Source organism: Kocuria marina, from assembly GCF_000786655.1.
GTDB lineage: Bacteria > Actinomycetota > Actinomycetes > Actinomycetales > Micrococcaceae > Kocuria > Kocuria marina_A.
This window is the reverse complement of the sequence record NZ_JROM01000056.1, coordinates 1-21,428: the sequence shown is the minus strand read 5'-3', so window position 1 is coordinate 21,428 and position 21,428 is coordinate 1. Positions and strand designations below refer to the sequence as shown.

Sequence of the window (21,428 nt, the reverse complement as noted above, 5' to 3'; positions counted from 1 at the left end):
ACTAGTGCGCCACGGCGGCGGCGCCGTGCTCATCGATCAGCATGCCCGTCTCGAACCGTTCGAGACTGAAGGCCTCATTGAGCGGGTGTGGTTCGTCATGGGCAATGGTGTGCGCGAGCGTGAAGCCCGCCCCCGGAGTTCCCTTGAAACCTCCGGTGCCCCAGCCGCAATTGACGTAGAGCTGATCCACGGGTGTCTTGGACACGATCGGAGAGGCGTCCAGCGTGACGTCCACCACGCCACCCCACGTGCGCAGCACGTGGGCCCGGGCGAAAATGGGGAACAACTCCACCGCGGCGGCCATCTGCTCCTCGATTACGTGGAACGAACCGCGCTGACCGTAGCCGTTGTAGGCGTCAATGCCGGCACCCATGACCAGTTCGCCCTTGTGCGCTTGGGAGACGTACACGTGGACGTGGTTGGACATCACCACGGTGGGGTGGACCATCTCGTGCAGTTCGGAGACCAGAGCCTGCAGCGGGTGGGACTGGATGGGCAGCTCGAAGCCCGCCAGCTCGGACAGCACCGAGGAGTTACCCGCCCCGCACAGCGCGACCTTGCCGGTGTTGATCCGGCCCCGGTTGGTCTCCACGGCGATCACTCGCCCGGCCTCCTTCACGAAACCGGTGACCTCGCAATTCTGGATGATATCCACGCCCATCTCGTCCGCCTTGCGGGCGAAGGCCCAGGCCACGTGGTCATGCTTGGCGATGCCCGCGCGCGGCTGATAGGTGGCTCCCATGATCGGGTACCGGATGTCGTCACCGATGTTGATGATGGGGCACAGTTCCTTGACCTGCTGGGGGTCGATCCATTCCGCGTCCACGCCGTTGAGCTTGTTCGCGTTCACGCGCCGCGTGCTTTCGCGCACGTCCTGCAGCGTGTGGGCCAGATTCATCACCCCGCGCTGAGAGAACAAGAAGTCGTAGTCGAGCTCGTCCGGCAACTGCTCCCACAGCTTCAAGGAGTGCTCGTACATCCCCGAGGACTCGTCCCACAGGTAGTTGGAGCGGATAATGGTGGTGTTGCGGGCCATGTTGCCGCCGCCCAGCCATCCCTTTTCCAGCACCGCCACATTGGTGATCCCGTGGTGCTTGGCCAGGTAGTAGGCGGTAGCCAGCCCGTGCCCGCCACCGCCGACGATCACCACGTCGTAGGAGGGTTTGGGATCCGGGTTGCGCCACAGAAAATCCGGGTGGTCCGGCAAGAGGTCAGCCATCAGGACACTCCGTTCATCGCCGCTTCGGCGTGGTCATGGGTGGATTCGGCGCTGGCGTTGCCCGCCGAAAGTTCGGGATAGAGCGGGAAGGCTGCGGCCAGGGCGTTCACGCGTTCGCGCAGGGCGTCCAGGGCGGCGGCGTCGTCGGCGTCGGTCAGCAAGGTCCGGGCAATGATGTCGGCCACCTCGCGGAACTCGTCGGGGCCGAAGCCCCGAGTGGCCAGCGCGGGGGTGCCGATCCGCAACCCCGAGGAGACCATGGGCGGGCGCGGGTCGAAAGGCACCGCGTTACGGTTGACCGTGATGTCCACTCGGTGCAGCAGGTCCTCGCCCTGCTTGCCGTCCAGCTGGGCGTTGCGCAGATCCACAAGCACCAGGTGCACGTCCGTGCCGCCGTTGACCAGCCCGATCCCCTGCTCCGCCACGTCATCGTGCAGTAGTCGCTCGGCCAGGATTTTGGCGCCCTCGAGGGTGCGGCGCTGCCGGTCCTTGAACTCTTCACCGGCGGCGTACTTGAAGGCCACGGCCTTCGCCGCGATCACGTGCTCGAGCGGGCCGCCCTGCTGGCCGGGGAACACCGCGGAGTTCATCTTCTTGGCCAGCTCCTGCTTGCACAGGATCACCCCGCCGCGTGGGCCGCCCAGGGTCTTGTGCGTGGTGGTGGTCACCACGTCCGCGTGGGGCACGGGATTGGGGTGCAGGCCGGCGGCCACCAGACCGGCGAAGTGGGCCATGTCCACCATGAGGTAGGCCCCCACCTGGTCCGCGATCTCGCGGAAGCGCGCGAAATCCAGCTGGCGGGTGTAGGCGGACCAGCCGGCCACGATCAGCTTGGGCCGGTGTTCGACGGCGAGGCGCTCGACCTCGGCCATGTCGATCTCCAGGTCCTCTTCCGACACGCCGTAGGCCACCACGTTGTAGAGCTTGCCGGAAAAATTCAGTTTCATGCCGTGGGTTAGGTGACCACCGTGAGCCAGGTTCAACCCCAGAATCGTGTCCCCTGGGTCCAACAGCGCGAACATCGCCGCGGCGTTGGCCTGCGCCCCCGAGTGAGGCTGCACATTGGCGTGTTCGGCGCCGAACAGGTCCTTGACCCGGTCGATGGCCAGTTGCTCGATCACGTCCACGTGTTCACAGCCGCCGTAATACCGACGGCCGGGGTAGCCCTCCGCGTACTTGTTGGTGAGCACCGACCCCTGCGCCTGCATCACCGCCATGGGCGCAAAGTTCTCGGAAGCGATCATTTCCAGGGTTCCTTGCTGGCGTCGCAGCTCGGCTTCGATGGCCTCGGCCACTTCAGGGTCGCCCTGGGCGAGATGAGTATTCAGATCGACCATCCTCGGCCTCCTCCAGTGTTAGTCCGTGTCTGATACGTAATTGATATATCAGAGTGTGATCCAGGTTACTGTTGCAGGCGCACGCCGTCAATGAACTTCTGCCAACTGGTGGCCCCGGCGTTATCAGGACCCACCCTGGGTCCGGACACTGCCGCCCGGCAGCCCGTCGGTCGGTCGACGCGGGCCCGATTAGAATCTGAGCGGAACCAAGAGGAGTGGGTGGATGAAAGAGACTAAATCCAGCGGATCACTGGCCGCCCGGGCGTTCGAGCTCCTCCAGGACAAGCTCATCTTCTTGGAGATCGCCCCCGGTGAACCATTGAACGAGACGCAGCTGGGACTTGAGCTCGAGGTGGGACGCACTCCACTGCGTGAGGCGCTGAAAAGGTTGGAGACCGAGCGATTGGTGGCCACTTTCCCTCGTCGCGGCACGTTCGCCACCCCTGTGGACATCACCGTGCTCTCCGAAATCTCCGAGGTCCGAGAAGTGCTTGAGCCCCTCGCTGTGCGGTTGGCGGCCAAGCGGCTGGACCACCGATCACGCGGTGAGCTCAAGGACCTCAAGGACCAGCTCGATACGGCCACCCCGGGAGGTTCCTCGGATCCGCAAGACGCGTTGCGCTGGGACAGCACGATCCACCGCGCCCTCTACTGCGCGGCTGGCAATGCTCATCTGGAGGCCACGCTGAACCGGTACGGGAACCTGGCTACCCGAATCTGGTGCTTGGCCGCCACCCGGAATCCCACTCCCGTGGAACATATTGCGACCCATTCACAACTGCTGGATGCCGTTCTCAACGGCCGCGGTGAAGACGCTGCGGAGATCATGCGTGAGCACGTGGGGGAGTTCGAACAACACATGCGCGAGGTGCTCTGACACCCCACGGGATCAGCGGACGGTATCGGCAATGGTTCGGCGTAGCGGGATCTTTGTCGCTTTCCCCATGTCAGATACACATGTCCCCAGCCCGGTCCGACGACAGTCGGACCGGGCTGGGGACCCTGGGCAGCGGGCTCTACAGCGCGATGCGCCTCAAGCCGGATTCGCAGGAGCCAGCACCTCGGACTGGGGATCCGAGAGGTTCTTCGGAACCGTGTCCTCGAACCGTGGGAGACCGTTCAGGTAATCCACCACCGAATCCGTGGACTCCACGTCACCGAACTTGTTGTCGATGTCGTAGAGGTTCCACTGCACGACGCCGGGGAAACGATCGCCGATGGTCTCCCTGGGGATGATCGGGCGGAATCCCTTCCCGATCGCACCCTCGACGGTGTGACACACACCCGGCCGCAGTCGCACCGGTCACAATCAGAGTGTCGATACGGTTGGAGGTCAGGAAGAGCTCAAGGCTCGTTCCCGGGAACGCAGAAGCGCGGTTCTTCTCAAACCGACAACCGCCTGGCCCCCGCGACCTATCTCACGATGACCGCCGCGGGGGCGCTTATCGCGACATGGCTGCTGCCCGAAACCCGGCACCAGGTCATGGACGACACCCAGCCCCACCAAATCGTCCCGCCCGCCACCGATATCGCCGCGGTTCCATTCGGCGAGAAAGCGGATGCCCGCCCCGCAGGGACCGAATTCCCACCCCCCTTGGCGCCCCGCCCCTCGCGAGGTCCGCGGCTGTGGGGTGTTCGCTGAGAAGCAATACCCTTCTGCTTCCCGGCCAACCCCCCGGGGCGGCAGGCTAGCCGCAGTCCTTGAGTCAAAACATCCTTAAAGTTGCATAAATTGCAACAAAGTTGTGCCGTCGCGACGTTCTAGTGAGGCTTGACCCCCCTCCCGCCGGGTTTGTAGGAATCAGGGCCCAGCGCCCTGGAAGAGGTCTTCCGAGGGTGTTCCGGAGCGAACGACCGCAAAATCTTGCCCTCCAAGCCTTGACTCGACATGTGATGTAGCTTACTTTTAAGCAACTAGCTTGCACTCACTGCAACATAGTTGTCTGCTTAGTGAGTTTTTCACTGCCACTGATCACACTCCTGTCCCTACATGACAGGCCGCCCGAAAGGAATCCTGTGGCACAACACACATCCAGCATCACCTCAAAAGCGGTCACCTCCAGCGAGCGACACCGAGTCATTGCTGCGAGTTTGGGACTGCCCCGGGTTTCCTTGACTCCTGACTTGTGAGGATCCTTCCTCACAGTGAGGATGAAACCGTGCCCAAGCCCTACCCTGAGGAGTTCCGCCGCGACGTGGTGGCGGTGGCCCGCAAGCACGAGGCCCCGCTGTCCCAGATCGCCCGCGACTTCGGGATCTCAGAAGCCACCTTGCACAACTGGTTGCGCAAGGCCGACGTCGACGACGGCGTCCGCCCTGGCGTGACGACGGCCGAGGCGGAGGAGTTGCGGGCGCTGAAGCGGCGCAACCGACTGCTCGAGCAGGAGAACGAGATCCTGCGCCGGGCCGCGGCGTTCTTCGCCCGTGAGCTGCCCCCAAAATGATGTTTCCGCTGGTCCTCGACCTGGCCGCCGACGGGATTCCCGTCGCGGTGACCTGCCGGATACTGGGCTTCTCCAAGCAAGCCTTCTACCAGTGGCGCGCCCACCCGGTCACCGACCGGGACTGGGACGATGCGCACCTGATCGACGCCGCCATGACCATCCACGCCGACGACCCGGCTTTCGGCTACCGGTTCATCGCCGACGAGCTGCCCGACCACGGCATCACCGCCGGGGAGAACCGCGTGCAGCGGCTGTGCTCGGCCCAGCGGCTCTTCAGCGTCCACTCCAAGAAGCGCGGGCTCAACCGCAAGCCCGGTCCACCGGTCCATGACGACCTGGTGGAGCGGAACTTCACCGCCGGCGCGCCCAACCGGCTGTGGCTCACCGATCTGACCGAGCACCGCACCGACGAGGGCAAGCTCTACCTCTGCGCGATCAAGGACGTCTACTCCAACCGGATCGTCGGGTACTCCATCGATTCCCGGATGAAGGCGTCCTTGGCGGTCACGGCCCTGCGCAGCGCGGTGGCCCGCCGCGGGACAGTGGCCGGCTGCGTGGTCCACAGCGACCGCGGCAGTCAATTTCGAGCCCGGAAATTCGTGCATGAGCTCGCCCATCACGATCTTGTGGGGTCTATGGGCAGAGTCGGGGCGTGCGCGGACAACGCCGCCATGGAGTCCTTTTTCGCCCTGCTGCAGAAGAACGTCTTGGACCGGCAGCGCTGGTCCAGCCGGGAGGACCTGCGGCTGGCGATCGTCACCTGGATCGAGAAGTCCTACCATCGCCGGCGACGGCAACGCCGTCTGGGTCGCCTCACGCCGGTCGAGTTTGAGACCATCAATCACGGCCTCAAGGCCGCCTGAAACCGATCAACCCCGAGAGTCAACGGAAGTCGGGGCAGTCCCGTTTGTCCTGATCCTCATACTTCAGGTGGTCCTCGGAGCCATGCTGACCCTGAACGACGGGACACTACCCAGCTTCCTGGCCGAATCGTTCCCCACCCGAATGCGCTACAGCGGCTTTGCCGTCAGTTTCAACGTCTCAAATGCGTTGTTCGGCGGCACCGCGCCTTTCATGGCCACTCTTTTGATTTCAGCTCTCGGGACGCCCTTGGCACCAGCATGGTACTTGGTGGTTGCAGCCCTTGGATCTTTGATCGCCGTAGCCGTCTCCAAAGAGACTGCAGGCCGCCCACTCACCCATTGATCGCGTTTGTCCCTACACCCTCCGTTGCGCTTGGGTCGCAGAACTGACCAGTGTTGCAACAGGGTTGCGTACAGGTTCCGCTTACATCAACGTTTCGTGGGGAGATTACGTGCGTATGAAGAAAAGAACCCAGATCTGCTGGCACCCTTGACCAAGGCACTGTGGTGTGGTGCACTTTATTTGCAACACCGTATTGCCGAATGCAACTTCGGTGGACAGCCAGCCATCCTGCATTTTTAGCGAACGGTCGTCGGCGAGATCGCCGTCGATGGAAGGAGGCCCCATGGCCCGCACTAAAGACCAGCAGGTCACGGACCGCACGGGCGAAGCAGTGCCCGAGGCAGATCAGCAGCTGAAGGTTTCGCTTCCACGGTTCCGAGGACGGGTGATCCCACCGGTCGATCGAACGATCATCACGGTCCTGCCCCCGCTGTTGATCATCGCGGTCATCGTGGCCGTCAGCGTCAATCCCGACGGGTCGGCTCGCGTCATCAACGATCTTCGGACGTGGGTGACCTCCGGATTCACCTGGTGGTTCGTGCTCTATTCCTTGACGGCCATCGCAGTGTGCGCGTGGTTGGCGTTCAGCAAGATCGGCCGGGTTCGACTGGGCGGCCCGAAGGCTCGGCCCGAGCACAGCAAGTTCGCCTGGTACTCGATGCTGTTCGCCTGCGGGCAGGGCGTGGGACTGATCTTCTGGTCCGTTGCCGAGCCCATGCTGCTGGGCGACGAGGCTCCCGTGGTCCCCGGCTCCGACAGCCCGGGGGAACCCGGGATGGTCTGGGCCTATTTCCACTGGGGATTGACCGCGTGGGCGATGTACTGCGTGGTTGCCATCTGCCTTGCCTACTCCCACCATAATCTGGGGAAGACCCTGACCTTCCGTGAGGCCACCGTTGACATCCTCCCCGCACCCCTGCAGCGTTCCGCAGGCGTGATTGTCGAACTATTGGCCATCATCGCCACCGTCCTGGGTCTCGCGACTTCTTTCGGTTTCGCCGTGATGCAGTTCACCAGCGGCCTGTCCACCTTCACCGGCGTGGAGCCGAGCATCACCGTATGGGTCATCGTCATCGTCGCACTAGCCGCGTTCGCCGCTTTCTCGGCATTCGTCGGGGTCAACAAGGGCATGAAGCGCATCAGCGAGGCCAACTCGGTGCTCAGTATCGTGCTGGTCGTGGGGGTCTTCCTCTTCGGCCCCATCGTTTTCGTTCTTTCGAACCTGACGCAGACCTTCGGTACCTTCATCTACAACTTCATCCCGATGAGCTTCTGGTCCGACTCCGGCACAGCCGGTGCCCCGCTCGAGAGCTGGTCCGATAGCTGGAGTGGACCGTGGACAGTCTTCATCTGGTGCTGGGTGATCGCCTTCTCCCCCTTCGTCGGGGGATTCATCGCCAGGATTTCCCGTGGTCGCACCATCCGGGAATTCATCCTGGGCGTGACCATTATCCCGTCGTTGATCGTCATGATCTGGATCGGCATCATTGGATCCGCCGCGGTGTACTACAACCAGCAAAGCAGCGGTGAAATTGCAGATAAGGTCGCCGCAGACACCTCCTCCGGTCTGTTCGCAGCGCTCGAAATGGTCCCGCTCGTGGGAGGGATCCTCCTGGTGGTGGCCACCATCCTCGTGGCCACCTACTACGTCACCAGCCTTGACTCAGGGACCTACGCGCTTGCCGAGTTCGTGTCCGCACCCCGGAAGGCCGGTCCGTGGTTTCGGGTGGTCCTGGTTGTGAGCATTGCCGCCGTGGCGACCGTGCTCCTGTCCATCGGTGGCACCTCGGTGGTCGACACGGTCCAGACCGGCACCATCATCGGGGCCTTCCCCTTCTCCTTCATCATCTTCCTGATGATCGCCAACCTGATCCGCAGGCTGGTCACACGGACCAAGGACAGCAGGAGACTCGAGAAAGAGATCAACGACCCGAATCCTCGCCCTGAGGACGACTACGTGGACGAGCACGGTCTCCCCACCGGAGAGATGCCCATCCTCACCGACACCTCCGTCGCGGATTCCCGCCGGCCTTCCACCGCGCCGGATGAAGATCCCATGAAAGGGGGACACGCGTGAAAACTTCCCTGCTCGCACATGCCACGGCACCTGAATTCTCCAACTGGCTCGACAACGAACGCACCACCGTCCTGGTCCCCGTGGGGGCGCTCGAACAACACGGGTCCCACCTCCCCCTGGGAACGGACAGCCTGCTCGCGACCGCCGTGAGTCTCGGGGTGGCCGAGCGCACCGGTGCCAAGGTGGCCCAGACCCTCAACTACGGGTACAAATCCCAACAGAAGTCCGGCGGGGGAAACCACTTGCGGGGCACTCTGAGCCTCGATGCAGATAACTTGATCGGCATCACCCGGGACATCACCCGCTCATTCCTGCACCAAGGTGTCCGTCACGTCGTGTTCCTCAACGGCCACTACGAGAACTACCAATTCCTCTACGAGGGCGTGGACCTGGCGCTGCGTGAACTCGGCCTGTCCGACCCTGCCGGCCCATCGGTCCTGCTGTTGTCCTATTGGGATTACGTTTCCGAGAGCACCCTCGCAACCGTGTACCCCCAGGGCTTCCCCGGCTGGGACATCGAGCACGGCGGAGTCCTCGAAACCTCCCTCATGCTCCATCTGCACCCCGAACTGGTGCACATGGACGAGGCCGTGGAACACGGCCCCGCCCTGCTCCCCCGGTTCGACCGGCTACCGGTCGTTCCGGAACGGACCCCGCACACGGGCGCACTGTCCGCGCCGAGCGGTTCCACGGCGCAGAAGGGACGGCTGCTGTTCGAGCAGACCGTTGCGGACTTGGCCACCGATCTTTCCACCGAACTCGGGCTCGAGCGCTGACCATACGCCCTCGAGTCCGGACATCCACACCACACGAAGGAGAAATAATGTCCACCGATACCCCCACCACCAGCGTGTCCGACCTGGAGCGCCTCAAGGTCCTGCACAACGGCGAGAAGACGCCCCTGACGTTCTCGGACGCGGAGTTCGAGCGCCGGCTGGGCGGGCTGCGCCAGATCATGGCGGAGAAGGACTTGGACGCCGTGGTGCTCACCAGCTACCAGGGCATCAAGTACTACTCCGATTTCCTGTTCACCTACTTCGGCCGCTCGTACGCCCTCGTGGTCACTCCCGAGGACTCCGTCTCGGTGACGGCCAACATCGACGCCGGTATGCCGTGGCGGCGCAGCTACGGCGAGAACATCGTCTACACCGACTGGCGCCGTGACAACTTCTACTACGGTGTCCAGCAGGCCTTGCAGGAACGCGGCATCACCGCCAAGCGCCTCGGTGTCGAGGACGACACGATGCCCGAGCTGATCCGCCGGCGTTTCCGGGAGACCTTCCCGGACGCCGAGCTGGTGGACGTCTCCCAGGACTCCATGCGTCAGCGGACGATCAAGTCCGCGGAGGAGATCGAGGTCATCAAGCACGGCGCCCGCATCGGCGACCTGGGTGGCGAGGCCATCCGCAAGGCCATCCGCGAAGGCGTCATGGAGTACGAGGTGGCGCTGGCCGGCACCGAGGCCATGGTCCACGAGATCGCCCGCACCTTCCCGGACAGCGAGATCCGGGACACCTGGGTGTGGTTCCAGTCCGGGATCAACACGGACGGCGCCCACAACTGGGCCACCACCCGTAAGCTGCGCCGCGGGGACATCCTCTCCCTGAACTGCTTCCCCATGACCAGCGGCTACTACACGGCCCTGGAACGCACCCTGTTCCTGGGTGAGCCGGACGCGGAATCCCTGCGACTGTGGAACATCAACGTGGAGGTCCACGAGGCCGGCTTGGAACTCATCAAGCCCGGCGCCGTCTGCAAGGACATCGCCGCGGAACTGAACAAGATCTACGTCTCCCACAACCTGCTGCCCAACCGCACCTTCGGCTACGGGCACTCCTTCGGTGTGCTGTCCCACTACTATGGTCGCGAGGCGGGCCTGGAGCTGCGCGAGGACATCGACACCGTTCTGGAACCGGGAATGGTCGTGTCCATGGAACCCATGATCACCGTCCCCGAGGGTCAGCCCGGGGCGGGCGGGTACCGTGAGCACGACATCCTGGTGGTGGGCGAGGATGGTGCCGAGAACATCACCAAGTTCCCGTACGGTCCGGAGAAGAACATCGTGGACGCCTGATCCGCACTACCGGGCACCGCACCCCGCACGGAGGTGCGGTGCCGAACGGGTGGGGGCCGTGGGGCGGTAGCACCGTCTCACAGCCCCCACCCGTTCAGTACCGAGCACCCCGGCCCACTGCCCACCCCTCCGGAAGGACGGAACACCCATGAGCGCATCCTCCCAGCAACCGGGGCGGCCGCAAGGCAGCTCGGTGATCGACCACGCCCTGGCCGTTCTGCGCTGCTTCTCGGCGGAGGAGCCGCTTCTGGGGGTCACCGAGATCGCAAACCGGGTGGGGCTGCACAAGTCCTCGGTCTCTCGGATCCTCGCCACATTGGAGAACTCGGACGTGGTCGAGCAGGACCCCGCGTCCCGCCAGTTCCGCCTGGGGATGGGGCTGATCACGGTGTCCGGTCCGCTGCTGGCCACCATGGACGTGCGGCGGGTGGCCTACCCGCATATGCAGGAACTCACGGCGCAGACCGGAGAGACCACCGCGTTGCTACTGTGGAACGGCTTCGAGGCGGTGTGCGTGGAACAACTGCCGAGCCCGCACCCGATCAAGCACACCTCTCCCCTGGGCACCCGGTACACCACCGCGTACAGCGCCTCCGTCCAACTGTTCCTCTCCGACCAACCCGAACCGCGCATCCGGTCCCTGGTGGTGTCGGGCGCCACAGAGCTACCCGTCCAGGACGAACCCCACGTGGCGAACTACCTGGAGAAACTGGCGAAGGTCCGGCTCTCGGGAGTGGCACTCAACTACGGCAAGACCTGCGTGGACGAGGTGGGCATCTGCGCCGGGGTCCGGGACCACCGGGGCGATCTGGTGGCCGGGCTCATGGTCGCTGCGCCGCGTTTCCGTGTGGGCGAGGAACAGGCACGGCACATGTGCCACGCAGTGAGTCTCGCGGCCACGGAGATCTCCCGCCGCATGGGCCACACCGGCGCCTGAGCGGCGGGCCGATCACTCATCCGCCTCCCGCAGCGCGTCCGCGGCACGGATCAACCCCAGGTGGCTGAACGCCTGGGGGAAGTTGCCCGCCAAGCGGTGCTGAGCGACGTCGTACTCCTCGGAGAGCAGACCCAAATCCGAGGCGAAGCCCACGGTCGTGCGCATGAGCTCGCGGGCGTCGTCGAGCCGGCCGGAGCGCGCGTACTGCTCCACGAGCCAGAACGTGCAGATCACGAACGGGTACTCGTGTCCGGACAGCCCGTCCATGGATTCCCCGGACTCGGGGGTGCGGTAGCGCCACACCTGGCCGTAGTCACCCTGCAGATCGCGCTCGATCCGCTCCACGGTGCGCAGCATGGCCGGGTGATCGGGCTCGATGAAACCCGTCTGGGGCAACTGCAACAGGGAGGCATCCACCTCCGTGTTGTCGTAGGTCTGGGTGAAGATCCCCAGCTCCTCGTTGTACCCCTTCTCCCAGATCTCGTCGTGGAGTTGGTCCCGCAACTCGGTCCAGCGCTCCACATCCCCCTTGAGCCCGTGCTCGCGCACCGCGCGCAGGCCCTCGTTGAACGCGGCCCACATCATCACGCGGCCGTGGGTGAAGAAATGCGTGTCCCCGCGCATCTCCCAGATCCCGTTGTCCTTCACGTCCATGTGCAGTTCGCAGAAGGACATGAGGTTGCACTGCAGGCCCCACGAGTAGTCGTTCTCCTCCACCCCGTTGTCCCGGAGGGTGGCCAGCGCGATCATGACCTCGCCGGCCACGTCCGCCTGGTACTGGTCCTCCGCGCCGTTGCCGATCCGCACGGGCCGGGAGTTCTCGTAGCCGCTCAGGTGCTCGAGCTCGTACTCGGTGAGATTGCGCCGCCCGTCCACGCCGTACATGATCTTCAGCTGGTCGGGGTCACCGGCCACGGCGCGCAGCAGCCAGTCGCGCCACAGCAGGGCGCCGTGGCGGTGGCCGTGCTGCACGAGCACCTCGATGGTCAGGGCGGCGTCCCGCAGCCACGTGAAGCGGTAGTCCCAGTTGCGCTCGCCCCCGAAGTCCTCGGGCAGGCTCGCGGTGGGCGCGGCCACGATCCCCCCGGTCTCCGAGTGGGTCAGCGCACGCAGCACGAGCAGCGAGCGCGAGATGGCGTCCCCGTAGTCACCGGTGCATTCCACGGCGGAGGACCAGTCCATCCAGAACTCGTGGGTGGCCCGCTGCGCACGTTCCGGGTCCGCGGGGACGAGCAGTTCCCGGTAGGACTCGCTCCACGTGAGCACCCAGTCGAGTTGCTCCCCCTCGTCCAGGGAGAACGTCCCGTGGTGCCCGCGGCGCAGCCCCTCCAGGGCGCGGATGTCCGCGCCGGGTCCGTGTGCCTCGCCATGGGCGACCTCCACCTCCTGGTCGTCCCGACCGAGCTGGTACGGCTCCAGGGCGGGCCCCGTCAGCAGCAGGGCGTCCGGGCCGGCCACGGCCAGCAGCCCCTGGCCCACGGTCTCGCTCGCCTCGGCGTCGTGAGCGGCGTCGTGGACCCGGTTGCGAAACCCGCGGTACCAACTCGCCGCGCGCGCGTCGTACCCGTCCCCGTCCCCGTGGACGTCGCGGTCATGACGACGACGCTCGTCGGGCCCGTCCTCCCCGTGCCCCTCGGCGCTGCGGTGCGGTACGTCCGAGGTGCCCACCGGGTGGGGGTGGGACGGGGAATCGCCCATCTTCGCGTGATCGCCCCCGTCGGCGGGATTGTCCAGGTCCACCCGGCGCACCCACGGGGTGATCCGGCCGTAGTCGAAGCGGATCCGCAGGTCGTGTTCCACCTGCACCGTGCCCTCGAGGCACTTCACGCGCCGCACCAGATCCGCGTGGTCGTCACTGGGCGGCAGGAAATCGGTGACGAGCACCAGCCCCGTGGGGGTCTTCCATTCCGTCTCCAGGATGAACGTGTCCGGGACGTAACGGCGGGAGACCACCTCCCCGTCCACGGCCCGCAACCGCCAGCGACCGTTGTCCTCGTCCCCCAGGATCGCGCAGAACACGGCCGGGGAGTCGAAGCGCGGGAAGCACAACCAGTCGATGCTCCCGTCCCGGGACACCAGGGGCCCCGTGTGCAGGTCCGCGAGCAGTGCGTAGTCCTCCAGAGGGGTACTCATGGGCCCATTCAATCATCACGGTCACGGGCCCCGTCCCTCGGTGACGTGCGTGGCCGGATGATGACGCCGCACCGGACACGACCCGCCGCCGTCCCGGTACACCTCGCCGGAACCCCGTGCGCACACGTCAAATACTGACTTATTCACGGACCTGTCCCCCGATCGAATAGCCCGGCGCTTTCCGTACGCATTCTTCTGGTATTCAGGAATTGCCCAGGTGGGTTCTTGGGCTTTCATCGCGTGATTCAGGGGAGAAACGAATGCCTTCATCGGCGCACGACCCGGCGGGCGAGGCCCGCGAACCGGGTCCCGACGACACCGAAGAATTGTCCGCAACCACATCACCGGGGGCCGCGCGCCACGACCCCGGGGCACAGCATGATCCCGGAGTACAGCACGACGCCGCTGCTGTCCGGGGTTCGGGCCACCGGCCCCCGGCGGCGCTGTCCACGATGACCGCGCGGCACTGGTGGGTTCCCGTGCTCGCGGGCGTGGGCGGCTACGTGGGAACCGTGGGGGGCATCGTGATCGCCCTGGTGCTGAGCATCCTGGGGCTCGCCCTGCAGGGGGACTCGGACGGGGGATCCACGACCGACCGCCTCAATGACGAGATCAGCAGCGCCACGGGCCTGGACACCGACACCTCCGGGCTGCGCTGGATCCTGTCCGTCCCGTTCCAGCTCGCGGCCATGGCGGCCCTGGTCCCGCTGCGGCTCATCCTCAGCTTCGGGGGCGAGGGAGCCTCCGCCGGGATCACCGTCCCCCAGTACTTCGCCCTGGCGTGCGGGATCCTCACCGCGTGGCTCATCGCGCGCAAGCTCTCCACCCGGATGCGCGGGGAGACCCGCGGGGTGCAGTGGCTCATGGCCGCCGTGAGCGGACTGACGTGGGCCGCGCTGGCGCTGGTCGTCACCGCCCTCACGGTGCTGCGCCTGGACGTGCCGTTCTTCGCCTCGGACATCCGCGTGCGCCTCACGGCCCTGGGCGGGGGCCTCTTCCCGGTCCTGTTCCTCGTGGGCCTGCTGAGCGTGGCGGCCGCCCTGAACGTGCGCTCCACCCAGGTCTCCCCGGGGCGCATCGTCGTCGGCGCCGAACGTTCGACCCCCGGCGTGCTGCAGGCGCTGCGGCCCATCGCCGTCCAGTTCGCGGTGTTCGGCATCGTGGCCGGACTCGGGTTGCTGATCTACGCGTTCGTCGAGGGTGGCGCCCCCGCCGGCTTCTCCGCCCTGTTCTGGTTGCCGATCGCAGTGGGTTGGCTGTTCGTCCTCTCGCTGCTGTCCGCGCTCACGGCGGGTGGGGCGGCGACGTCGCTCACCGGACTGACCGGGCGCTCCGACGCGTTCTACCTGTGGTCGGAAGGCACCGTCCCCGTGTGGGCCGTGGTGCTGTGCCTCCTGCTGGCCCTCGTGTCCGCGGTGTGTGCGGCCATCACGTGGGCGCACGTGCGTCCCCTGGACGAGCGTGTGGCACGCACCCCGCTCGCGTGGGCGGTACTGCCCGCCACCTACTTCCTGCTGGGCCTGCTGGCCCTGTGGTTGCTGCGCGTGGGCGGATATGCCTCCGGGGGCATGGTCGGTTCGAGCAACGCGGTGTTCAGCCTGCGGCCGGCCGGCTGGACGTGTCTCGTGTTCCTGGTGTGGGGCGTGATCATCGAACTGCTTGCCCGTTTCGTGGTGCCCGCGTTCATGCACACCCTGCCGCGCCGGGTGACCCGCGGACTGCGCGGTTCGGAGCGCTCCCGGGGCCGGGCGGCCGTGGTGGCCTCCGCGGCCGCCATGGGTGGCGCGGGACTCGCGGGTGCGGGGCTCGCCGGGTCCGGCACCCGGGTGACGCCCGCTCCGGAAGCCACCGCAGCGACGTCGTCCGCGCAGCACCCGAGCGCCGAACCGGCGACGACGGCCACGCAGGACGCGACGCCGTACGCGCCCTCCGCGTACTCCGGACCCCACGCCGGGAGCGGCGATGAGACCCGGGTGCTGCCGAGCTACGACGATCCCGGGGCGACCACGCGCATGCCCGCGCAGCGCGCACCCATGGACCCTGCGACCAAGAAGCGGATCCGGTTGATCTCGATCATCGTGGGCGCGCTGATCCTGCTGGCCGTGCTCGCGACCGTGGTGTTCTCCGTACTGAGCCGCACTGTGTTCGGCCCGGACAACCAGGCCGAGGACCTGTTGCGATCCGTCACGGACGGCAATGCCTCCCACGCCGCGGAGATCGCGAATCCCAACGTGAGCAGCGGTCAGCGCGCCCTGCTCACCGACGACGTCTACGGCGCGGCGCAGAACCGGATCTCCTCGTACGAGATCAAGGACACGGCCATCGACGGGGACCGCGCCACGGTCAACGCGACCGTGACCCAGGACGGCGTCACCACGCCCGTGGCGCTGCCCATGGTCAGCGACTCGCGGGACGGTCTGTTCAAGTCCTGGCGCGTGGACGAGACCGCGGGGGTGCCCCTGTACCAGGCGCTCACCGTGGAGGTGCCCGCGGGGGTCGGTGAGCTCGACGTCAACGGGAAGAAGGTGTCCGTGGACGCACAGGGCCAGCCCCACACCGTGGAGTACACGGTGCTGCCGGGTGACTACGCCGTGGGTGTGGGCTCCTCGAGCAAGTACGTGACGTACGGCGGGGACCAGGTGGCGGAGATCCGCGCCGGTTCGCCGTCCTCCGCGCCCGTGATGTCCTTCCAACCGTCCTTCACGCCCGCCCTGGAGGAGGACGTGACCAAGCAGCTCAACGCGACTCTGGACAGGTGTGCCCAGAGCACGGAGTTCGAGCCCGAGGGCTGCCCGTTCGGGTACTCGATCTACGGTGACGACGAGGACTACCGCAATCCCCGGTGGAGCATCCAGCGCTACCCCACCTACTCGGTGTCCTCGTACGGGAGCCAGGCGACCTTCTCGACCGATCGCTCCGGTGAGGTGCGGCTGGACTACCAGTACAACGAGGAGTACGACGACGAGCCCGCCGACTGGACCGACCGGGACACCACCTCGAGCGTCTCCGGTTACGGGACCGTGAGCGTGTCCGGGGACGAGCTCACGATCAACGCCAACGACTGAGCTCCGACCTCCCCGGCAACGGCGCCCCTTCCCACGCGTTTCCACACGTTGGGAAGGGGCGCCGTTCACGCATGGGCCGATACGCCGGGCCTCACAGGTCCTGCGGGCCCAGCGGCAGACCCAGCAGGTACCACCCGATGAACAGCAGGAACCACCCGATGAGCATCGCGATCGAGACCGGTAGCACCAGGGAGATGAGCGTGCCCACGCCCGCTTCCTTCTGGTAACGGCGCAGGTACCCGAGGACCAGAGCGAAGTACGGGCTCACGGGGCTGATCACATTGGTGGGGGAATCCCCGATCCGGAACAGCGCCTGGGTCATCTCCGGGGAGACGTCCAGCAGCATGAGCATGGGCACCATGATGGGCGCGAGCAGGGTCCACTGCGCCGAGCCCGAGGTGATGAGCAGGTTCATCACGGCCACGATCGCCACGATGCCCGTGAACGTGAGGATGGGGTGCAGTCCCAGGGAGCCGATGAAATCCGCGCCGTAGATCGCCAGGACGGGCCCGATCCCGGACCACTGGAAGTACGCGGTGAACTGGGCCGCGGCGAAGAACAGCACCAACACGGGGGTCACGGTGGTCAGTCCCTTGGCCATGGCCTCGGGGATCTGTCGCGCCTCGGTCATGGTCCCGGCGGCCCGTCCGTAGATCCAGCCGACGACGGCGAACATCACCGCGATCACGATGCCCACGTTGAGCAGCAGCGGGGACATCAGCACGGAACCGTCCTCCGCGCGCAGGGGTGAGCCGGGGATCAACAGGACCGCGAGGTAGATCGCGAGCATGATGGCGAACGCGATGCCGGCGTTGCGCAGACCCCGCTTCTCGCGGGGCTTCAGGCGCATGTCCTCGAAGTCCCCCATGTTCTGTTGCTTGGTGTCCGTGTCCTCCTCGAGTGCCGCACCACGTTTGGAGAGGACGGTCTCCGTGACCAGGGTGATGATCGCCGCGAGCACGAGCGAGGACACGAAGGTGAAGAAGTAGTTGGAGACCGGGGTGACGATCACGCTGTCGTCGATCAGCCCCGCGGCGGCGGTGGTGATGCCACCCAGGAGGGCGTCCGACGCCGTCGGCAACAGGGACGCGTTGAAGCCCGCGGCGACCGAGCAGAACGCCACCACGAGCCCCACCACCGGGGACCGACCGGCGGCCTTGAACGCGAGCGCACCCAGGGGGATCAGCACCACGTACATCGCGTCCGAGGCGATGGAACCCGTGATGCCCGTGAGCGCCAGGACGAAGGTCAGCCACTTGGGTCCCACACGGGACACCGAACCGCGCAGCGCCGCGGAGAGCATCCCGGATTGTTCGGCCACGGCCACGCCCAACAGGATCACGACCACGAGACCCAGGGGCGGGAACTCCACGAAGTTCGTGACCGCTTCCGCGACCATCTTGCGTAGCCCGTCCGGGGCCAACAGGTTGGTGACCGCCACCGTCTCGCCCGTGGCGGGATTGACGGCGCTGAGTCCCACGGCGGAGAGGATCCAGCTGAGCAGGATCACGACCCCCGCGAGCAGGAGGAACAACCAGAACGGATCGGGGAGCTTGTTGCCCACCCATTCGATCCAGTTCAGGACCCGGAGCAGGCCACCGGTCCCCTTCTGTGTGCCGTGCGAGCGGGCACGGGGCGTGGACGAGGACATCTCTGGTTCCGTTCTGCCGGCGGAGTCGTGCTGCGCCCAACGTACGCAACCGCGGGGCCATGACACGTGATTACGCCTCTGCGGTGGTGACGTGGCGCACCTTTGTCACCGATACGCCGGCGTCCTGTTCCGCCGGCGCACCTGCATCCCGGCGCGCACCCCGTTCACCCTCGCCCCCACGAGCCGGGGCGGGTGCGCGCCCGGTGTAATCTCCTAGAGGCCCGGATCCGGCCGCGCCTGGTGTGCGGCGTCCCGGCCACCACCTGGAAACCCTCGATAAGGACCGCCCGTGAGCGAATTCCCCGCCGCCCTCAAACGCGGACTGACCGTGCGCCACGTCCGTTTCATGGCCCTCGGTTCGGCGATCGGGACGGGGCTGTTCTACGGCTCGGCCTCGGCCATCCAGACCGCGGGCCCCGCGGTGCTGTTCGCGTACATCGTGGGCGGGGCCGTGGTGTTCCTGGTGATGCGCGCGCTCGGTGAGATGGCCGTGCTCCACCCCGTCTCGGGCTCCTTCGGTCAGTACGCCGGCCGCTACCTGGGCCCCCTGGCCGGGTTCATCACAGGGTGGACGTTCGTGTTCGAGATGGCGATCGTGGCCCTCGCGGACGTCACGGCGTTCGGCATCTACATGCAGTTCTGGTTCCCGGACACACCCCAGTGGATCTGGGTGCTGGCCATCGTGCTGCTGATCACCGGCCTGAACCTGCTCAACGTCAAGGTCTTCGGTGAGCTGGAGTTCTGGCTCTCGGTCGTGAAGGTGACGGCCATCATCCTCATGATCGTGGGCGGTTTCGCGATCCTGCTCTTCGGCTTCGCCGTCCCCTCCGACACCCCGCCCGGACTGCACAACCTGGTGGATCACGGCGGCCTCTTCCCCAACGGGTTCACGGGTCTGCTGCTGTCCTTCTCCGTGGTGATGTTCGCGTTCGGTGGGATCGAGACCATCGGCATCACCGCCGGTGAGGCCCGGATCCCCGCCAAGACCATCCCCGCCGCGATCAACACGGTGCCCGTGCGGATCCTGCTGTTCTACGTGCTGACCCTGTTCGTGCTCATGAGCCTCTTCCCGTGGAACGAGGTCACCGGGGAGGTCAGCCCCTTCGTGCAGATCTTCGACTCCCTGGGCATCCCGTTCGCACCCCACATCCTCAACGCGGTGATCATCACGGCGGCGATCTCCGCGATCAACTCGGACATCTTCGGTTCCGGGCGCATGGTCTACGGGCTCGCGCAGCAAGGCCACGCGCCGCGCGCGTTCACCCACGTGGGCCGCAGCGGCGTGCCCACCCTCACCGTGGCGCTCATGGCCGTGGTGCTGTTGATCGGCGTGGTGCTCAACGCGGTGATCCCGGAGAACGTGTTCCTCATCATCGCGTCCCTGGCCACGTTCGCGACCGTGTGGGTGTGGATCATGATCCTCGTCTCCCACCTGGGCATGTCCCGCGAGCGCGCCCGCGCCGGTGCCCCGCGCAGCTCCTACCCCCTGCCCGGCGGTCGCGTGAGCACGTACGTGGCCCTCGCGTTCATGGCGTTCGTGATCGTGCTGCTCGCCTTCACCCCGGACACCCGCATCGCCTTGTTCGCCGGGCTCGCGTGGCTCGCCATCATGACGGCGGTGTTCTTCACGTTCGTGCGCGGCAAGGGCCGCGAGCGCACGGTCCTGCCCGACGACGCCGCTGCGGCCGTCGATCCCGCAGCCACCGGTTCCCGGTAACCCGATTCAGCCGGGCGGATCGGTCAGGGGTCGGATCACCACGTCCGCTTCCGCGGCCGACTCCGGGCCGGCGGATGTGGCCTCACCCCGCCACCACGCCGTGAACTCCCGGGCGGTGAACACCGGCGTGCCCCACTTCGCGGCGTTCTTGGCCTTGTTCGACTGCGAGCCGTCCTCCGCGGTGACCAGGACGTCACAGCGGGTTTTGGTCACATTGGCCACCGGCTGCAGCCCGCGCTCCACGGCCATGTCCTCGAGGTCCTCGCGGTAGATCTCCCGCCCGTCGGGGCCGATCACCGTCCCGGTGAAACAGATCCGTGAACCCGGCACCAGGGCGGCCTCGATGCCCTGAGCCGCGTCGGTCTCCGCGTCCAGGATGTGCTCACCCGTGTGTTTCTCCACGGCCCGCACCACCGCGAGGCTCTGCGCGGAGAACCGCCCGCGCTCCCCGGCCTCCCGCAACTTCTGGGCGAGCACCACCCCCGGGTGCCCCGCGGTGTCCGCACTGCACCGCACGGTGAACTCGGTGACGCCGTCCGGCCGGGGCATGAGATAGCCCGACCGGTCCTGCGCTTCGGGGAACGGATCGGCCAGCCCCTCCGTGACGCCCGACGACGCCGCGATCTCACGCACCGCGCGGGCCCGTTCGAGCGCCGTCGCCGCCCCGAGACCGCGGCGCTGCTGGGCGGAGACGCGCCCCGCGGCGACGTCGTACCCCAGGGGCATGTGCGTGACGTACCCCGTGCGTTTGAGCTCGTGATCGAGGTACCCGAGCTGGCGGTCGATGTCCGCGCCCACGGGCACGCGACCCGCGAGGTGCGGGGCGAGCGCGGCCCACGCGTCCGTGAGCAGGGGCGCGAGCTGGACCTGACCCGCGGTGATCCCGTACGCGCTACGCGCGTCCCCCATGTCCCGCGTGGGGTTGACCAGGGTGCTCAGCTCCAGGCCGTCGTCCGTGACCAGGGCGAGCTCCACGGGCCGGGGCCGCCAGCGCTCGCCCACGTCCCCCACGCTGCAGATCCCCAGGTACACGTTGCCCTTGCTCACATCCGCGTCCCGGGATCCCGAGCGCAGGAAGCGGCGGATGCGCTGGTCCACCTTGAGATCGCGCGGCAACACGTTGCGCCGCAGCACGAGCCCCTCGAAGGACGTGCAACGGCTCAGCGCCACGTACAACTGGCCGTCTGCGAACGTGCCCCCGGTCAGGTCCACCACCACGTTGTCGAGCGTCTGCCCCTGGCTCTTGTGGATGGTCACCGCCCACGCGAGGCGGAACGGCAGTTGCGTGTACGTCCCGATCACGTCGTGGCGCAGCGTTCCGTGCTCGACGGCGGGCCGCGTCACCTCCCACAGGTTGGGCTCGACCTTGGCCAGGTGACCGTCGGGGAGCTCGATGTACACGACGAGCTCGCCGTCCTCCCAGAAGTGGTCGGCCACCTTGGCGATCGTGCCGTTGACCCACCGGTCGGAGGGGTCGTTGGTGAGCATTGAAGCGCCCTGAGTTTGTTGGAGGCTCCTGACCTTGGAAACGAGGATGGAGTTATGCCGAAGGAACTGGCGAATGGGAA

General features: G+C 66.5%; 14 protein-coding genes and 1 pseudogene. 9 read left to right on the top strand and 6 right to left on the bottom strand.

What is annotated here, in order from left to right; translation table 11 throughout:
• Window position 1: 1 nt before the first annotated feature.
• Window positions 2-1,219 (bottom strand): sarcosine oxidase subunit beta family protein, encoded by a 1,218-nt coding sequence (locus AS25_RS12405; protein ID WP_035965513.1) that lies wholly within the window; start codon window positions 1,217-1,219, stop codon window positions 2-4.
• Window positions 1,219-2,556: a serine hydroxymethyltransferase gene (gene glyA, locus AS25_RS12400; RefSeq protein ID WP_052160983.1), complete on the bottom strand. Its 1,338-nt coding sequence runs from the start codon at window positions 2,554-2,556 to the stop codon at window positions 1,219-1,221. Before glyA ends, AS25_RS12405 begins: the two co-directional genes overlap by 1 nt.
• Window positions 2,557-2,779: 223 nt before the next feature.
• Here glyA and AS25_RS12395 point away from each other — a divergent pair, with 223 nt between their 5' ends.
• Window positions 2,780-3,433: a GntR family transcriptional regulator gene (locus AS25_RS12395; protein WP_035965510.1), complete on the top strand. Its 654-nt coding sequence runs from the start codon at window positions 2,780-2,782 to the stop codon at window positions 3,431-3,433.
• A 156-nt stretch (window positions 3,434-3,589) separates the two neighbouring features.
• On the opposite strand, the gene AS25_RS12390 is transcribed toward AS25_RS12395, so the two are convergent.
• Complete coding sequence (locus tag AS25_RS12390) at window positions 3,590-3,838, bottom strand: cysteine hydrolase family protein (RefSeq protein ID WP_253270580.1); 249 nt, start codon at window positions 3,836-3,838, stop codon at window positions 3,590-3,592.
• An 877-nt stretch (window positions 3,839-4,715) separates the two neighbouring features.
• Here AS25_RS12390 and AS25_RS12380 point away from each other — a divergent pair.
• The 6 genes and pseudogenes from AS25_RS12380 (at window position 4,716) to AS25_RS12360 (ending at window position 11,294) form a co-directional block, all read left to right on the top strand.
• Window positions 4,716-5,863, top strand: a protein-coding gene (locus tag AS25_RS12380; RefSeq protein ID WP_413468253.1) for an IS3 family transposase whose coding sequence is annotated in 2 segments (ribosomal slippage) — window positions 4,716-4,989 and window positions 4,989-5,863 — 1,149 coding nt in all. Because the reading frame shifts where the segments join, the coding sequence is not laid out codon by codon here.
• A gap of 64 nt (window positions 5,864-5,927) precedes the next feature.
• Window positions 5,928-6,206 (top strand): annotated as a pseudogene (locus AS25_RS14420) (MFS transporter); the annotation flags it as partial.
• A 283-nt stretch (window positions 6,207-6,489) separates the two neighbouring features.
• Window positions 6,490-8,283 (top strand): BCCT family transporter, encoded by a 1,794-nt coding sequence (locus tag AS25_RS12375; protein WP_084118210.1) that lies wholly within the window; start codon window positions 6,490-6,492, stop codon window positions 8,281-8,283.
• Window positions 8,280-9,059 (top strand): creatininase, encoded by a 780-nt coding sequence (locus tag AS25_RS12370; RefSeq protein WP_052160982.1) that lies wholly within the window; start codon window positions 8,280-8,282, stop codon window positions 9,057-9,059. The genes AS25_RS12375 and AS25_RS12370 overlap by 4 nt, the downstream gene beginning before the upstream one ends.
• A gap of 47 nt (window positions 9,060-9,106) precedes the next feature.
• The gene (locus AS25_RS12365) at window positions 9,107-10,357 is read left to right on the top strand and encodes a M24 family metallopeptidase (RefSeq protein ID WP_035965507.1); all 1,251 of its coding nucleotides are present in this window, start codon (window positions 9,107-9,109) and stop codon (window positions 10,355-10,357) included.
• 148 nt (window positions 10,358-10,505) lie between these two features.
• The gene (locus AS25_RS12360) at window positions 10,506-11,294 is read left to right on the top strand and encodes an IclR family transcriptional regulator (protein WP_035965506.1); all 789 of its coding nucleotides are present in this window, start codon (window positions 10,506-10,508) and stop codon (window positions 11,292-11,294) included.
• Between the two features lie 12 nt (window positions 11,295-11,306).
• On the opposite strand, the gene AS25_RS12355 is transcribed toward AS25_RS12360, so the two are convergent.
• Window positions 11,307-13,427, bottom strand: a complete 2,121-nt coding sequence (locus AS25_RS12355; protein ID WP_035965505.1) for a glycoside hydrolase family 15 protein — start codon at window positions 13,425-13,427, stop codon at window positions 11,307-11,309.
• A 260-nt stretch (window positions 13,428-13,687) separates the two neighbouring features.
• Between AS25_RS12355 and AS25_RS12350 the strand changes: the two genes are divergently transcribed.
• Window positions 13,688-16,492 carry a hypothetical protein gene (locus AS25_RS12350; protein WP_156960993.1) on the top strand — a complete coding sequence of 935 codons (2,805 nt, stop codon included), beginning with the start codon at window positions 13,688-13,690 and terminating at the stop codon, window positions 16,490-16,492.
• Window positions 16,493-16,583: 91 nt separating this feature from the next.
• Here AS25_RS12350 and AS25_RS12345 read toward each other — a convergent pair whose 3' ends face one another.
• Complete coding sequence (locus AS25_RS12345) at window positions 16,584-18,143, bottom strand: AbgT family transporter (RefSeq protein ID WP_035965503.1); 1,560 nt, start codon at window positions 18,141-18,143, stop codon at window positions 16,584-16,586.
• Window positions 18,144-18,489: 346 nt separating this feature from the next.
• Between AS25_RS12345 and AS25_RS12340 the strand changes: the two genes are divergently transcribed.
• Entirely contained in the window at window positions 18,490-19,860 is a 1,371-nt protein-coding gene (locus AS25_RS12340; RefSeq protein ID WP_253270582.1) for an amino acid permease, read from the top strand.
• Window positions 19,861-19,866: 6 nt separating this feature from the next.
• Here AS25_RS12340 and AS25_RS12335 read toward each other — a convergent pair whose 3' ends face one another.
• Entirely contained in the window at window positions 19,867-21,348 is a 1,482-nt protein-coding gene (locus tag AS25_RS12335) for an ATP-binding domain-containing protein (RefSeq protein WP_035965500.1), read from the bottom strand.
• Window positions 21,349-21,428 lie beyond the last annotated feature (80 nt).

Bases quoted from the DNA above. Each gene is read 5' to 3' on its own strand.
- AS25_RS12395 (WP_035965510.1), top strand. From the start codon at position 2,780: ATGAAAGAGACTAAATCCAGCGGATCACTGGCCGCCCGGGCGTTCGAG.
- AS25_RS12340 (WP_253270582.1), top strand. From the start codon at position 18,490: ATGGCCCTCGGTTCGGCGATCGGGACGGGGCTGTTCTACGGCTCGGCC.
- AS25_RS12345 (WP_035965503.1), bottom strand. From the start codon at position 18,143: ATGTCCTCGTCCACGCCCCGTGCCCGCTCGCACGGCACACAGAAGGGG.
- AS25_RS12335 (WP_035965500.1), bottom strand. From the start codon at position 21,348: ATGCTCACCAACGACCCCTCCGACCGGTGGGTCAACGGCACGATCGCC.
- AS25_RS12405 (WP_035965513.1), bottom strand. From the start codon at position 1,219: ATGGCTGACCTCTTGCCGGACCACCCGGATTTTCTGTGGCGCAACCCG.
- glyA (WP_052160983.1), bottom strand. From the start codon at position 2,556: ATGGTCGATCTGAATACTCATCTCGCCCAGGGCGACCCTGAAGTGGCC.
- AS25_RS12360 (WP_035965506.1), top strand. From the start codon at position 10,506: ATGAGCGCATCCTCCCAGCAACCGGGGCGGCCGCAAGGCAGCTCGGTG.
- AS25_RS12375 (WP_084118210.1), top strand. From the start codon at position 6,490: ATGGCCCGCACTAAAGACCAGCAGGTCACGGACCGCACGGGCGAAGCA.
- AS25_RS12350 (WP_156960993.1), top strand. From the start codon at position 13,688: ATGCCTTCATCGGCGCACGACCCGGCGGGCGAGGCCCGCGAACCGGGT.
- AS25_RS12365 (WP_035965507.1), top strand. From the start codon at position 9,107: ATGTCCACCGATACCCCCACCACCAGCGTGTCCGACCTGGAGCGCCTC.
- AS25_RS12355 (WP_035965505.1), bottom strand. From the start codon at position 13,427: ATGAGTACCCCTCTGGAGGACTACGCACTGCTCGCGGACCTGCACACG.